14 protein-coding genes are annotated in these 15,266 nt (G+C 55.3%); 4 read left to right on the top strand and 10 right to left on the bottom strand.

The window, feature by feature from the left end; translation table 11 throughout:
* Positions 1-171 precede the first annotated feature (171 nt).
* Positions 172-3,216: an efflux RND transporter permease subunit gene (locus tag L6418_RS02850; RefSeq protein ID WP_237247972.1), complete on the top strand. Its 3,045-nt coding sequence runs from the start codon at positions 172-174 to the stop codon at positions 3,214-3,216.
* Positions 3,217-3,331: 115 nt separating this feature from the next.
* Here the strand turns inward: L6418_RS02850 and L6418_RS02845 are convergent, their stop codons facing one another.
* The 5 genes from L6418_RS02845 to L6418_RS02825 form a co-directional block, all read right to left on the bottom strand.
* Complete coding sequence (locus tag L6418_RS02845) at positions 3,332-3,928, bottom strand: riboflavin synthase (RefSeq protein WP_237247971.1); 597 nt, start codon at positions 3,926-3,928, stop codon at positions 3,332-3,334.
* 2 nt (positions 3,929-3,930) lie between these two features.
* The gene (ribD, locus tag L6418_RS02840; RefSeq protein WP_237247970.1) at positions 3,931-5,022 is read right to left on the bottom strand and encodes a bifunctional diaminohydroxyphosphoribosylaminopyrimidine deaminase/5-amino-6-(5-phosphoribosylamino)uracil reductase RibD; all 1,092 of its coding nucleotides are present in this window, start codon (positions 5,020-5,022) and stop codon (positions 3,931-3,933) included.
* The gene (gene nrdR, locus L6418_RS02835) at positions 5,019-5,495 is read right to left on the bottom strand and encodes a transcriptional regulator NrdR (RefSeq protein ID WP_237247969.1); all 477 of its coding nucleotides are present in this window, start codon (positions 5,493-5,495) and stop codon (positions 5,019-5,021) included. Before nrdR ends, ribD begins: the two co-directional genes overlap by 4 nt.
* A 9-nt stretch (positions 5,496-5,504) precedes the next feature.
* Entirely contained in the window at positions 5,505-6,752 is a 1,248-nt protein-coding gene (gene glyA / locus L6418_RS02830; RefSeq protein WP_237247968.1) for a serine hydroxymethyltransferase, read from the bottom strand.
* A 288-nt stretch (positions 6,753-7,040) separates the two neighbouring features.
* The gene (locus L6418_RS02825) at positions 7,041-7,790 is read right to left on the bottom strand and encodes a hypothetical protein (protein WP_237247967.1); all 750 of its coding nucleotides are present in this window, start codon (positions 7,788-7,790) and stop codon (positions 7,041-7,043) included.
* Between the two features lie 159 nt (positions 7,791-7,949).
* On the opposite strand from L6418_RS02825, the gene L6418_RS02820 reads away from it, so the two are divergent.
* From L6418_RS02820 to L6418_RS02810, 3 genes are read left to right on the top strand one after another with little or no spacing between them, the layout of a single operon-like run.
* Positions 7,950-8,300 carry a hypothetical protein gene (locus tag L6418_RS02820; RefSeq protein WP_237247966.1) on the top strand — a complete coding sequence of 117 codons (351 nt, stop codon included), beginning with the start codon at positions 7,950-7,952 and terminating at the stop codon, positions 8,298-8,300.
* Between the two features lie 32 nt (positions 8,301-8,332).
* On the top strand, positions 8,333-9,340 hold the full coding sequence (locus L6418_RS02815) for a hypothetical protein (RefSeq protein WP_237247965.1): 1,008 nt from the start codon (positions 8,333-8,335) through the stop codon (positions 9,338-9,340).
* Between the two features lie 16 nt (positions 9,341-9,356).
* Positions 9,357-9,995, top strand: coding sequence for a hypothetical protein (locus tag L6418_RS02810; protein ID WP_237247964.1), 639 nt, complete (start codon positions 9,357-9,359; stop codon positions 9,993-9,995).
* Here L6418_RS02810 and L6418_RS02805 read toward each other — a convergent pair.
* From L6418_RS02805 to L6418_RS02785, 5 genes are all read right to left on the bottom strand, one after another.
* Entirely contained in the window at positions 9,992-10,570 is a 579-nt protein-coding gene (locus L6418_RS02805; RefSeq protein ID WP_237247963.1) for a hypothetical protein, read from the bottom strand. The two genes, L6418_RS02810 and L6418_RS02805, sit on opposite strands and share 4 nt — an antisense overlap.
* A complete protein-coding gene (locus L6418_RS02800; protein ID WP_237247962.1) occupies positions 10,567-11,406 on the bottom strand; it encodes a bis-aminopropyl spermidine synthase family protein in 840 nt (279 codons plus the stop codon). Before L6418_RS02800 ends, L6418_RS02805 begins: the two co-directional genes overlap by 4 nt.
* A gap of 23 nt (positions 11,407-11,429) precedes the next feature.
* The gene (locus L6418_RS02795; RefSeq protein WP_269807838.1) at positions 11,430-12,011 is read right to left on the bottom strand and encodes an ATP-binding protein; all 582 of its coding nucleotides are present in this window, start codon (positions 12,009-12,011) and stop codon (positions 11,430-11,432) included.
* A gap of 815 nt (positions 12,012-12,826) precedes the next feature.
* A complete protein-coding gene (locus L6418_RS02790) occupies positions 12,827-13,849 on the bottom strand; it encodes a lipid A deacylase LpxR family protein (RefSeq protein ID WP_332875547.1) in 1,023 nt (340 codons plus the stop codon).
* 38 nt (positions 13,850-13,887) lie between these two features.
* A complete protein-coding gene (locus tag L6418_RS02785) occupies positions 13,888-15,234 on the bottom strand; it encodes an HD-GYP domain-containing protein (protein WP_237247961.1) in 1,347 nt (448 codons plus the stop codon).
* Between the last annotated feature and the right edge of the window lie 32 nt (positions 15,235-15,266).

Genomic DNA, 15,266 nt, shown 5'->3' with positions numbered 1-15,266 from the left:
GTGTCGCGAAATCGCGGGGGGCCGATTTTAACACCATCGGCGGCAATCCTCCCCGCCTACGTCCGAACCATTGGCGGCGATGCCACAACCATGGCGCCGGATGCTTTTCCTGCTGTGCCGCGCCAGCCTGATCCCCCTATAATCCGCCCATCTGTCTCAACGACCGTTTCCATGCCGCAGCTCAACCTCTCAAAATGGGCAATCCGCAACCGGGCCATCGTGCTCTACCTGTTGCTTGCCTTGCTCATCTCCGGCGCCACGGCCTACCTGGAATTGCCGCAAAACGAGGATCCCGCCTTCACCTTCAAGGTGATGACGGTCAAGGTGCAGTGGCCGGGCGCGACGGCGCGCGAAGTGGAACAGCAGGTCACCGACCGCATCGAGCGCATGCTGCAGGAAACGCCATGGCTGGACAACGTCTCCAGCATTTCCAAGCCGGACGAGGCGGTCATCTTCGTCACCCTCAAGGAAGGCATGCCGCGTTCGGAACTGCGCAATGCCTGGGCAACGGTACGCAAGAAACTCTGGGACATGCGCCGCTCGCTGCCCGACGATGCCGGCAGGCCCATCATCAACGACGAATTCGGCGATACCTATGGCTCCATCTACGCCTTCACCTCGGATGTGATGAGTCCGGCGGAACTCGAACGCGAAGCCAGCTTCGCCCGCCAGGAATTGCTCAAGATCGCCAACGTCGACAAGGTCGACCTGATCGGCGAACAGGAAGAGAAGATCTATATCGAGTTCGACAGCAACAAGATCGCCGCCTTCGGCATCGATCCGATCAGGATTGCGACCATCCTCAAGACGCAGAACGCGATGGAGCCGGCCGGCGAGATCGTCTCCCATGCCGAGGTCATGAAATTGCGCGTCAGCGGCGATTTCCACTCGGTGAGGAGCATCCAGGACATCGGCATCCCTGCCGCCCACGGCAAGGTGTACCGCCTGGGGGACATCAGCCGCGTCTATCGCGACTATGAGGATCCCCCGCACTTCAAGATGCGCTACATGGGCAACGAGGCAGTCGGCCTCGCGATCTCCATGACCAAGAACGGCAACGTGATCAAACTCGGCAAGGCGCTGGACAAGGCCATGGCCGGCATCCGTACCCAGCTGCAGCCCAAGGGCGTGGAGGTACACCAGGTCTCTGACCAGCCCAAGGTCGTCAAGCAGGCCGTCAGCCGGTTCATGAAGTCGCTGCTGGAGGCATTGCTCATCGTGCTCGCCATCAGCTTCGCCAGCCTCGGCTGGCGCGCCGGCATGGTGGTTGCGCTCTCCATCCCGGTGGTGATGGCGGGTACCTTCCTGCTGATGAAACTGTTCGGCATCGACTTGCAGCGGGTCTCCATCGGCGCACTGATCATCGCCATCGGCCTGCTGGTGGACGACGCCATGATCGCGGTCGAGATGATGAAGGTGAAGCTGGAGCAAGGCTGGAACAAGAGCAGCGCCGCCATCTTTGCCTACTCCAGCACCGCTTTCCCCATGCTCATCGGCACCTTGATCACCGCCGCAGCCTTCCTGCCGGTGGGCCTGGCGAAATCCTCGGCCGGCGAATACACCATCTCGATCTGCATCGTGGTCACCATCTCGCTGCTGGTCTCCTGGCTGGTCGCAGTCGTGTTCACCCCCTATATCGGTTACCGGATCATGGCCGAACACCCCAATGTGACGGAGAAGCTTTACCAGAACTGGTTTTACACACGCTTCAGGAAGCTGCTGGTCACCTGCATCGAATACCGCAAAACGGTGATTGCCGCCACGTTGCTGCTATTCGTCCTGTCATTGCTGGGTTTCGCCAAGGTCGAGCAGCAATTCTTCCCGCCGTCGGAACGTACCGAGTTGCTGGTGGATGTGTGGCTGCCGGAAGGAACGGCGTTCTCGTTGACCGAAGGCGTGACGCAGGAGATCGAACAGAAACTGAAGGACGACCCGAATGTGTCGAGCTATGTCAGCTATATCGGCGGCAGCACTCCCCGGTTCTACCTGCCGCTCGACCTGCAGCTGCCGGCCTTGAATTACGCGCAGATCGTCATCACCACGCGCGACCTGCAGGCCCGCGAAGCCGAACTGAAAAAACTGCGCAATATCCTGGATAGCGAATACGCCGCCCTCGGCATCCGCGTATCGCGCCTGGAAAACGGGCCGCCGGTCGGCTATCCGGTGCAGTTCCGCATCATCGGGCAGGAGCTGGACAAGGTGCACGAGATCGCCGATCAGGTGCTGCAGACCGTCAAGCAATCGCCGGATACCAAGAACGTCAGCCAGGACTCCAGTGAACCGATCAAAACGATCGACATCGAACTCGACCAGGGCAAGGCGCGTGCGCTCGGCATCTCCTCCCAGGCTCTGTCGCGCTACCTGCAGATGCTGCATTCCGGCATCAGCGTGACCCAGTACCGCGAGGGCGACAAGCGTATCGAAGTGGTGATGCGTGCCGAGGAGGAAGACCGGCGCAGCGAGACATTCCTCAAGCATGTCCGCATCCCCACCGCCAACGGCAAGTTCGTGCCGCTCTCGGACATCGCCACCCTGAGCGAACATACCGAGGAGGGGATCGTCTGGCGCCTGAACCGTATGCCGGTAGTGACCGTCCGCGCCGACGTGACCGATAACGTCCAGGCCTCCGAAGTCAGCCACGCCATCGAACAGAAGCTCGACCTTCTTCGCGCCAGCCTGCCCAGCGGCTACCGTATCGAGACCGGCGGTGCCGACGAAGACAGCGACAAGGCCACCGAGTCCATCATCGCCGTGCTGCCCTTGATGAGCTTCATCATCCTCACCTTGCTGATGTGGCAATTGCGTCAGTTCAGGCTGGTGGCGCTGGTGTTGCTGACCGCCCCGCTCGGCCTGATCGGTGTCTCGGCGGCATTGCTCGCCTTCCACGTGCCGTTCGGCTTCGTGGCCATGCTCGGCATGATCTCGCTGGCCGGCATGATCATGCGCAACTCGGTGATCCTGGTCGACCAGATCGAACAGGACATCAAGCTGGGACTGTCGCGCTACGCCGCCATCGTCGACTCGACGGTGCGCCGTGCCCGCCCGATCGTACTGACGGCCGCCGCCGCCATTCTGGCCATGATCCCGCTGACTACCAGCGTCTTCTGGGGGCCCATGGCCATCGTCATCATGGGCGGCCTGTTCGTCGCAACCCTGCTCACGCTGCTGTTCCTGCCGGCACTGTATGCGGCATGGTTCAACGTCAAACGGGAATGACGGGACGGATCGCGCGACGACAGTCCGGGTTGCGGGATAACTTGCGTTTGACCAGCGGCAGGCACTGGTAACGTGCGGCCTGCATTGCAACTCCCGAAGCCGGGCCGGCTTCCGGTTATTTCGTTTCCGCTGTCAACATGCGCTCGACGTAACGGGCGATCAGGTCGATCTCCAGATTCACCTTCGCCCCGATCTTCAGTTCATTGAGCGTCGTCACTTCCAGCGTATGCGGGATGAGGTTCACCTCGAACTCGGCACCCGATACCCGATTCACCGTGAGGCTCACGCCATTGATGGTGATGGAGCCTTTCACCGCAATATACTTCGCCAGTTGCCTGGGGGCTCGCACCACCAGGCGCCAGCTTTCGCCGATATCGTTGAAGGCGACCACGTCGCCTACGCCATCGACATGCCCGCTGACCAGATGTCCGCCCAGACGATCCGACAGGCGCAGCGCCTTTTCCAGATTGACATGGCCGCCCTGAGCCTCAAGCCCGGTGGTGCAATTCAGGGTTTCGCGCGACACGTCGACCGTGAAATCATTACCCGCTCGCTGTACCACGGTCAGGCATACGCCGTTCACCGCGATACTGTCGCCCAACTGCACATCGTCCATGCCGAGCATCTCGGTCGCAACGGTCAGGCGCAAGCCCCCCTCCCTGTCCTGTGCCGATTTGATTAGGCCGACATCGGCCACGATCCCGCTGAACATGGTCACTTCCCCTTGTTAATTGTCGCAATGATGCGCAAATCATCGCCTACTTGCCGCACATCCTGCCATTTCAAATCCGTGCCCTGCTGCAACTGCGTCAGCGCGCCCAGTTCCGCCAGGCCGCGCGCTGCGTCGCCCAGCAGTTTCGGCGCGAGGTACAGCACCAGTTCGTCCACCAGTCCGGCTTCAAGCAGCGCACCGTTCAGGGTACGTCCCGCTTCCACCAGCACCTCGTTGATACCGCGCCGGGCAAGGTCCTGCAGCACGGCAGCCAGATCTACCCTGCCCCGCTCTCCCGTCAGCAACGCCACCTCGGCACCAACGGCCTGCAGTGCCTGATGCCTAGCGGCATCCGGGATTGCCGTGTAAACCAGCGTCGGTCCGCCGCGCAATACCCTGGCCTCGGGTGCAATGTGCAGGCTGCTGTCCAGCACCACGCGCAATGGTTGCCGCCCGACCTCGACCTCTCGCACATCCAGCCGGGGATCGTCTGCCCGCACCGTCCCGCTGCCGGTCAGCACCGCGCAGGAACGCGCCCGCCAGTGCTGTACGTCGCGCCGCGCCGCCTCACCGGTGATCCATTTGCTGACCCCGTTGGCCAGTGCGGTGCGGCCATCCAGACTGGCCGCGATCTTGCTGCGCACCCAGGGCATGCCGCGGGTCATGCGCGAAATGAAACCGATGTTCAATTCCCGTGCTGCCGCTTCCATCAGACCGCATTCGACCGCGATCCCGGCGGCGCGCAGTTTATCGAGTCCCTGTCCGGCAACCAGCGGATTGGGATCCTGCATCGCCACGACCACGCGCCGGATTCCCGCCGCGATGAGCGCATCGGCGCAGGGCGGAGTACGTCCGTGGTGGCTGCAGGGTTCCAGTGTCACATATGCGGTCGCGCCCCGTGCCGCCGCACCCGCCGCCCGCAGCGCATGCACCTCGGCGTGCGGTTCGCCGGCACGCACATGCCAGCCTTCGCCGATGCTCTTCCCCTCCTTTACCAGCACGCAGCCGACACGCGGGTTCGGGCTCGTCGAGCACAGCCCCCGCTCTGCCAGACGGAGCGCCCGCGCCATCCACTGGCTGTCCGCTGCATTCATTGCTTGTCGCTCTTGCGCCGCCTGGTGTTCTTGACGGCATCGATGGCTTCGGAGAAATCCCCGACGTCCTGAAAGCTTTTGTACACGGAGGCAAAACGGATATAGGCGACCTTGTCGAGCTTCAACAGCTCCTTCATCACCATCTCGCCGATCTGGCGCGAACCGATCTCGCGTTCGCCGACGGCAAATATCCGCTGCGTGACATGGTCGATGGCAGCATCAACCAGTTCGGTGGGGACCGGGCGTTTGTGCAACGCCCGGGTGAAACTGGTGCGCAACTTCTCTTCGTCGAATTCGCTGCGCATGCCGTTCTGCTTGACCACCTGCGGCATGCGCAGTTCCACTGTCTCGTATGTGGTGAAACGCTTGTCGCACGACAGGCAGCGGCGGCGGCGGCGGATGCTGTCGCCTTCCTCGCTTTCACGCGTATCCACCACTTGGGTATTGGGACCTTTGCAGAATGGACACCGCATGATTGCAACTCAGGCGCCGTAAACCGGGAATTGCGTGGTCAGCTTCTTCACTTCGCCAACCACGCGTGCGATCACTGCGTCGTCGTTCGGCGCATCCAGCACGTCGGCGATCAGGTGCGCCAGTTTCTCGGCTTCCAGTTCCTTGAATCCGCGCGTGGTCATGGCGGGCGAACCGATGCGGATGCCGGAGGTCACGAAAGGCTTCTCGGGATCGTTCGGGATCGCATTCTTGTTCACGGTGATGTGTGCCTTGCCCAATGCGGCCTCGGCATCCTTGCCGGTGAGCTTCTTGGCGCGCAGGTCGACCAGGAACACATGACTGTCGGTGCGACCGGAGACGATGCGCACGCCGCGCTCGGTCAGCACCTTCGCCATCACGCGCGCGTTGTCCACGACCTGTTTCTGGTATTCCTTGAACTCCTTGCTCGCCGCTTCCTTGAATGCGACCGCCTTGGCTGCAATGACGTGCATCAGCGGGCCGCCTTGCAGTTGCGGGAAGATGGCGGAATTGAGCGCCTTCTCGTGCTCCGCCTTGGCCAGGATCAGGCCGCCGCGCGGACCGCGCAGTGTCTTGTGCGTGGTGGTAGTGACAAAGTCGGCGATGCCGACCGGATTGGGGTAATAGCCCGCCGCCACCAGGCCCGCGTAATGCGCCATGTCCACGAACAGGTAGGCACCCACACTGTCGGCGATGGCACGAAAACGTTTCCAGTCGATGACCAGCGAGTAGGCGGATGCGCCCGCCACGATCATCTTGGGTTTGTGCTCGTTGGCCAGTTTCTGCACCTGGTCGTAGTCGATCTCTTCCTTGTCGTTCAGCCCGTACTGGACGGCGTTGTACAGCTTGCCGCTGATGTTCACCGTGGCGCCGTGGGTCAGGTGTCCGCCATGCGCCAGGCTCATGCCCAAGATGGTGTCGCCGGGTTTGAGAACGGAAACGTACACGCCTTGGTTGGCCTGCGAACCGGAATGCGGCTGCACGTTGGCGTATTCCGCGCCGAACAGCGCCTTGGCGCGATCAATGGCCAGCTGTTCCGCAACGTCCACATATTCACAGCCGCCATAGTAGCGCTTGCCGGGATAGCCTTCCGCATACTTGTTGGTCAGCTGGCTGCCTTGCGCTTCCATCACCGCCGGGCTGGTGTAGTTTTCCGAGGCGATCAGCTCGATGTGATCTTCCTGGCGGCGGTTTTCGTTCTGGATCGCGGCCCACAGTTCGGGGTCGGTCACGGCGATGGTGTTTTTGCTGGAGAACATGGATTGCATCCCTAAATAGTTGAAAAACAGGAAGGCGCGGATTCTACCATGCCATGCCGCAGGCCTTACTGGCGCGCTTGAATAAAGAGGAAGACAAGTAGCCTAAGATAATCAAAGCATTCAAATATGCCTGATTATTCCTTATCTCTTGTAAAGGAGGAGACACACGACAGGTGATTCAGCCAAAATAGCCCGTCAACACCACTTCGATGCTTGAGCCCAATTTCGGCCATTTTCTGCCCCAATAGCCGACTTTACACTATGGGGTTTTCTGCCGATCAATGAACCCTATACCGCCGCTAAGATCTGAATCCTTGGGGATACATACTCTTCGGGCCTAGTCTTTCTCGCCAAGACCTCACCAAAGAGTTTCTTCTGGGGGGATTGCCGAGTTTGCGTTTCTTCTGCCTTTTGCCTAAGGCTCGCTGTTCCTTCAAGCCACTCTTCGACGGTCTCTGACTTGCAGACTTTGTGGTAAAGATTTGCCAGATCGCCTTCCAGCACAACAGGAGATGCGAGACGTACAAAGCCGGCACCATGCAACTTTGCACGAAAGGTAACTGGGTAATGCTTTTCGGGCAGTTCATCACAGGCTGGTTGATATCGAACAACTGCCGTGACCTGAGACGCGCCAAGTGGATTTAGACTGGCAAAATTTTTTGCTCTATTTGCGTCAATTACACCCAGATTCACTGGAACGGTTATGTCGCGCTGCCCCTCACACAGTAGAGCGTAATGAGAGCGCCGTCCCCCAACTCGCCCTTGGCTTCCTCGGCTTGTTATTACCATGTGACTTGGCAGCCGAGTCTCAACCCCATCTTCATTATGGTAACCAAGCCATAACAACACTTGAGTCGGTGAAACATCCGCATGCTTTGCCGCACTTCGCATGGGCGTAAATAGCACCTCTACCCCATTACCCCGCGCCTCTTGCCTCGCGAGCGTTGCTGCAACGCCAAGTGAATTCCCAATACCCCAAGCAAAAAGCCCTTGGCCAGATCTTCTTTCCAGTTCCTTGCGACGCAAGATCAGATCCAAGGACTGACCTGCTTCCGTTCCCATCTTCGTCCAACAAAAAACGGAGGGGATACCTTCGTGCGCTACTTCTTGGCTTGTCGCGTTCAACGCGGGACGAAGGTCAGAGAGATGCATAGTCATTCCTTTATTTGCAATTTTGCGCTATTGTAGCATCCGATTATGAAAAAAGTGCAAAGAAATTGGCCCGACGTAGCCAGGGAATTAAATGAGCAGCTAACCCAAAGCAAATTGAGTTATGACAAACTCGCAAGTGCTTCAGGCGTTGGCTATTATGCAATTCGCCGCTTTAAGTTGAACGGTGTGCACAATCAATCAACCAATGCCACGAAGCTTTGCAGTTTTTTCAATATAGCTCTTGAATTTGAAGTAAAAGTGCAACCAGACCAATTCACGAAGCTTGTATCGGAATTGGCATCCGTATGGGACGGATCAGAGTCACATGCCAAGCTACTCGCCAAGTTGATTCGCAGTACGAAATCATTTAGGGTTGAGGGCCGCAAGGAAGTCTAGAATGTGGCGCTACAAACAATCTTGGACTATAGGTGACCCCTTTCCCAAATAGTGCTGACGAATTCAAAAGAAGGCTTATTAAGTCTACCGGGCTGACTGAGTCCATGATTTCGGCTGCCTGGCCGGAATGGTGGAGTGAGGCCGCTGACGCGTCACCTTCATCACAAGCAGACCTGCGATTTACACTTGCGCGCAAATTAGGCCTCGACCCCCGCTCCCTTCTGGAAGATGAGACGCCAAAATTCATATGGGAAGACGCCGCCAAGTTCAAGAATTTCCGCGGCGACATGCAGGCCGCTCGACCGGCGATCAGTTCCTTTGGAATAGCTTTCGGCAGAATGCTCATCAATGGTCTCCCGCACTACACCCCCCTGCATGAGCTCGATCCCATCGGGTTAAGAAAAAGCATCCTGGCTTCGCGCCGATTTGTTGATCTCACCGGATTGATTGGATTTTTGTGGGGAGTTGGTATTCCCGTGATTCATTTGCGCGTTCATCCGCTTGCCGCCAAGAATATGTGCGCGATGTCTGTAAGGATCGGCGATCGCTATGCGGTACTTCTCGCTAGGGACGCGAGCTACCCGGCCTCAACGGCTTTTCATTTGTCCCATGAAATTGGACATATTGCGCGAGGACATCTTGCAGATGGCGGCGCACTAATTGACATGGATGATCCGACTGAGAGAGTTGAAGAAGTAGACCCAGAAGAAACTGAAGCAGACGAATATGCACTGAAGCTATTAACAGGCTACCCGAAACTTGAAGTGGAAAATACCGGGGCTGGCAGGGGTGCGCGTCAACTTGCAAACGAGGTTATGCGTGTTGCAGACCAATCCCGTATTGAACCAGGGACCTTGGCATTGTGCTACGCCTACACAAACAAGGATTGGGCGACTGCGCAAAAATCCCTGCAGTACATTTATGAAAAACCTTTGCCTGTATGGGAGGGGGTAAACAAAATTGCAGCGACGCAACTCAAGTGGGATTTGATGAGTGACGAAACGTCCAATTTCGTCAGAGCAGTAATGGGAGGCCTATAGATTGGTCACTTCCCTAATGGACAACGATGTTCTCCATAAAACAACTGCATATGGATTATTTGCCGACATGCTTGCGATACCGCGACTGCAAAAAGAAGTTTATGGCGCACTTGGTACAGCCAAGTTTGTTGTTCGCAAGAAGCTAAGCAAACGTCCACCCTCACGTGGTGTAGATGCAGCACTTACTGAGTTTACTGCTGCGCTGGGGATGCTGAAAGAGATTGAGCCGACCCCCGAAGAAGTGGAAACGGCTGCTAATATTGAACGCTTGGCGCAACTACAAAATCTGGAACTTGATACGGGCGAAAGTATTCTTTGCGCGGTATTGCTTGCGCGTCATCTCGGCCACATTCTTACGGGTGATAAGCGCGCCATCAAGGCCCTGGAAGTGCTGAACGCCGCCGAGCCGTATTTGAACAATTTCAAATCAAAAATAATTTGTTTGGAGCAATTATTCTATTGGCTCGCAAACAACCATGAAATTCAGAAAGTCCGGAACGCAGTGTGCGCCGACAAAACCGTCGACAGCGCATTGGCAAGCTGCTTCGGTTGCTATTCTCCCGAGGTACAGAACGAAACGTGTATTGAGGGGCTTAATAGCTATATTCAGGACCTGAGACAGGATGCACCCAACGTTCTTGCGTCAGAAGACTAATTTTTCAAGAAGACCGCAAAGGGATCACAAAGCTCCGCCACCAAGCTGATTTGTATATTGGTTGCCTCTTCCGGCGCTGAAGGGATGTCAATCTGATCCGACAAATCAAGACATGCTTTATCAACGCGGCCAGCAATGTAGTTATGGCCAAACGTTCCCTTGCTATTCCCAACTGCCACCCTTGTTTTGTCCAGCGGCAGTATAAATTTCTCTTCGTGCAGATCCTTAATCGCCAGAGCAAATCGGGAGCCCAATACATTAATTGCCTCCGGTACATCTTGCCAATGGTCACCGTCGACCGAGTACTGCTCCGCTCTGACCGGCTCGGCAAAATGGTGGGACTCCATCTCCTGCATGCAAAGAAATATCTTTCCACCCATCGCCTGGTGCATCTTTGCAAATGGCTGAACCATCGAGCGCGGATGGCAGGTATTACCCCCATAACCCCAGAGCGCAAAGCCGGCCTGTTCAATTTCCAAGGTTTTTCTCTGGATAATATCTTCCAGAGACTCATTGGCGTGGACGCCGACTTTCATGAAGAGAACACCCTGCTGCGGCGTAAGTATTTTGGTCATTTCGGCTCCTCAAAATATTCGTATTTGTATTCGTCGTCGTGTGCTTTCCCATAATCGACGCGCTTCTTCTCACGCACATATTTAATCCTGGGGTGCTGGTCTTGTCCGTAAAAGTTTGCTAGCCGTACAGGATCGACGACAGCCACTGATTTTCCCGGCGGGGTTATCCCTGGCAATGACTTAAAAACCAGATTGCAGGATCGCAGGTTGGGGTTGTCATCAAGGTGGTACAAGTGCAATTTGGAAGACATCTTTTGCACATAGAACCCAGACTCAAGTGAAAATGATTGGGTTGCTGCAAGGACCCGCTGTGGCCACTCCAACTCGTGGTCATCAGCTATGACCACCGTACCCTCTCCTTGGTAGCCGACGGCTTCCATACCCCGCTGAACGAATACGTTTACACTCGCACCATCGTTACTCGCACCCCATGGGGGATTAGTGTAGTAACAGTCGAACTTTCCTTCTTCCGGGAAAGCATCCAGGCAATTGTAGAGTACGGAGCGAAGATTCGTGATTTTCTCTTTATCGGCGAACCTTGCTATCGCTCCGCAAATTCTCTCGTCGAAATCAAATACCGCGATCTCAGTGGGACCGAAATCGAAAATTTCGCGATGCTTAAGGTACGCAACGCAGATACTGATCGCGTCACCGTCGCCAATAAAAGCAAGTCTCTTACCATCAGCCCACTTGGCAATCAACTCGGACTGCAGAACCATATCCCCAGTCTTCATGTAAATTTGATCAAGTTCACGCAATGGACGCGGCCTATTCTGAACCACATCCGATATCGCATTGATCGCCGCGCGTAAATCTATATTGTTTTTCTTTGACATCCAGCCCCCTGGAGTTGAAATTACTATTTGTTGTTCGGACTTCCAATTCCCGTAACGCTCATAAAATTACCGAGCAAGTCGTCTGGCGAGCACGATGCGTTCAAGTAGTAGAGCGATGCTCCCGTCTCAATGGCGTAAATACTGGCAACCTGACATTGAAGTTGAGTATGCAAATCGATCTCATAGTGAGACGGCATTGGACGACCTGCGGCATTCCTTGAAATGCGCTCAATAATTGTCTCGGCGTTGGCGTACAGACAGACGATCACATCGGGAGCAAGTGCACCGAGCTGTTTCTTTGTAAATAGAGTTACCCGAAATCCGAATTCCTCGATCGTAACCGGGTGGGAATCAACTACCACCGTTCGCTGCCCCCTGCAGGAATTGACCAGCTCTACGAGCTGACTATCCACAGCCTGCACATCTTCTCTCGTGATCATTTTGGCGGACTCACGCCTTAGGTCATCTTGAGTGGCAATCAGCTTTGTGCGCTTTTGGACCCAATCCAGCAATTCCTTGCTATAGGTAAACACTGCCGCGTCAGGTAGCTGCTGACTCAGATTTTCGGTAAGTGTCGACTTTCCTGTGGCAGGCGCACCAGTCAGATAGATAATTTTGTTTGTCAGGGCAACTCCCGCAACAGCAAAAATACAAATTTGGAATCCAAAGCCTTAAACGCAGACGATTAACCCTTTGCTATCGCAGGACAGGGCGCCTAGTCGAATAAGAATTCGCTTGAACGAGATGCAATAAAGGCGACCGAATAAAGCTAGCATTAAAATATTCGTTTGGGTATATGCCATTTGGCCTATACATTCTCTATATAACCCAGTCTAGCGATATGCCATGAGCGTCTTTTTCTTGGCCCGGTTTATGCACGTTTCTCTACCCAATGTTCAAATTGGGTATCGATGAAGGAACAATGAAAGCCAGAAAGACATTGGCGGCAATCTGCAACCGGGAATGGCGAAGAATAAATCTATTAGACTCCCGCTTTATTACTCATCCTTCGTTTCAAGGAATATCTGTTGACTTTAATGGAGTAAGCCGAAGAATGTCTTCCCGCAACAAATTAAATCTTGAATGTCGGCGGCTCTGTCCTAGGTTTCGGGGCTTCTCGAGTACAACAACAGATATGTCCGCAATTTGGACAAGCGCAGGACTGTAAACAGGATGGCATGCCACGAGGTGGCGTATGTGTCTGTAAGTGCTCTTCGTATAGATGTCCGTTACAGGCAGAACAATAGCAGTTACCGCTATCGTCATACAGACACTCACTAGATGGCTCATTCATCATTAGTCCTTTCAAGTCTGAAAATCATCACAAGCCCAACTCATGGATAAGCATTAAATAATACCAAGGACGCAATGCATCTCGCTTCATGCTTTGGTGGTAAGTGCCGCTATAGATTCAACTCGCCTAATACTCCGTCGAAATGCTGAACGCGCCAAATTGGTCGCTCCCACCCTGCGTTTTGAATTCTCGCGTACGCACAACGTGCGTGTAAGTCAAATGCACTCCGTTCCACACCGTGACGACTCCCCATTGAAAATCGCTAACGAATGGCTTCTTTTCTACACTGCGGCTACTCTGAAACGTATTGCCATCGAGAAAGATATTGCGGGCAACTGCACGCATTTCGAACCCAGTGAATAAATACCAAGTGAAATTTTCCTTCGTTGCAAAATAGCCAGTGCCAAGCGGGCTCGGTTGGATCCGAGGCGGACCATAATCCATAGTAAGGTTCTTGCCATAGCGCAATGTCAATCCCGCGCTTGCATAGGTATACACGTTGCCGAGCGCAAACCCAGCGTCAGGGGTCAGATCGATCGCCAGCCCATCCAAGGTCGAGTCTGCCAACGCCCTCCAGCTACGCTGATATGTCAACAGAATTCCGAGTTCATTCTTTAGTTGGGTGTTCCAGCCTTGGGGCTGGGGTGATCCGACAATCTTGTGAACAGCCTTCTGAGCTTGTTCGGCTTGCGAGGCCGGCCCGACCACTCCCAGCGTCAGAGTGACCAGATCAAGCTGGCGTCCTGTCTCAGTTCCCATTCCCATGCTCCCATACAGCCATCCCCCGTACGGGCGATCATTGAGCGGAGGATTGGCGACCGTAATATCACGTGGCGTATACATGTTCTGCCCGATGGTATAACCATGGCCAACTTCGCCTTCCTTGGGAAACCAGGGTACCAAACGAGCCATGGTCACTGCCCAATCCGGCGTAGGCTCCGGCGACGGTCCCCATACCAGCGCTATCCCGTTCGTATAGTCTCGGTCGCTGTGGTAAAAGAGGTCGTTCTCCACCATGAGAGTCAGTACACTTGTCTTGGTTGTCTCTGAGGCAATTGCTGGAGGCGCGGTAAAAATGATCGCCAGTGAAACTGTCAGGATTGCGGTTGATTGCGAAATCACTCGCGTCCGCGTATCCCAAGATGTCATATTTCTACGATGCCACTCTATTCCACAGCGCATAGTTCTCATCTCTTTTGTACGCTGTCGACCGATTTGCCCAGCTGTTCTTTCAGGATGTTTATGACGTAGGGCCGGGCAGCCTCGCTGAGTACTTGGTACAGCGTCGTTCCCTGTTGATTTACGGCAGCGAATAGTGACTGTACCAAGGGCTCAAATGCTGTTACCAGAGCCGGGTCAAAATGCTGCCCAGCCCCTTGGTGCAGTATCTCCCAGGCTTCCCCGGGCGTAACAGCTTTCCTGTAGGGGCGTCTCGATGTTAGCGCATCGAATACGTCAGCGACGGCGAAGATCCGCGCGGTGATGGGTATGGCCTCACCTGCCAAGCCATTCGGATAGCCACTGCCGTCATATTTCTCGTGGTGGCAGCCGACTACTTGGACGGCGTCTGCCAGCCATTCCGAATTTCCGAGGATTTCCAGTCCTTGTTGGACGTGGCTTTTCATCTCAGCGAATTCATTCTGGTCCAAGCTGCCAGACTTTAGCAGGACAGAGTCACGTATAGCTATTTTGCCGACGTCGTGTAGAAAGGCTCCCTTGATCAGGCTGCGGATGGCGGTCTCGTCCAGCCCAACTGTTTCAGCCAGACGTATTGAATACACCGTTACGCGATAGTTGTGAGCGTCAGTATCTCTGTCCCGTTTGGCGACAGCGCTACCCAACACCTTGATAGTGTCAAAATTAGCATAGGCCAACTGGGTGGCCTGCATTTCCAGCTTCACTATGAGCCCACGGATGACGGGGTAGATGATCAAGGCAGTGATAAGCACGAATAAGACGGCCAGCAATGACGCTCGCTGCCCGGCGCGGAGAATGTCAGCTTCTGTTTTTGGCGACGGCACGAAGATACCTTTGATGTAGCCGATGGTCTGTTCATGGTCATCGGCAATAGCCAGGACGAACGGCATGCCGTGTTCCTTGCCGATGCGGAACACACTCCCTAATTCAACGTGTGTCGGCGAGCGGCCCGGCTGAAGCTGAGCGAGTATTTCAGTAAAGCGCTGGATATCCGCGTTGCTGCTGTCAGTTGCGTATCCCACCTCGCGTTGCGAGGTGTCAGAGAGAGTCGCGAACGCGAAGCGGCCGAGCTCTGTGTGCGGCAGAAAGTGGGAAAGGTTACCCATATCTTGCTTGGTCGATTGCATGGCGCTGGCATCGGCCATAGCAGCTAACTCCCTGGAAATCTCGGTCCTGCGCACCTCAATCCCAATCTGCGCCATTTCCATTATCTGTCCTTGCAGTTGACTCCGCTCGTATAGGAAGGCGACTGTGCCAAGTACAGTCGCAAGCAAGACGGCAGAAAAAAATACCCGGAAAATCAGTTTTCGGTGAATTGCATTGAGGTGGGTAAACATGGCCGATTAGAACCTAATTGACTGATATGAAA

Source organism: Sideroxyarcus emersonii (assembly GCF_021654335.1).
GTDB lineage: Bacteria > Pseudomonadota > Gammaproteobacteria > Burkholderiales > Gallionellaceae > Sideroxyarcus > Sideroxyarcus emersonii.
This window is presented reverse-complemented; position numbering and strand designations above follow the sequence as displayed.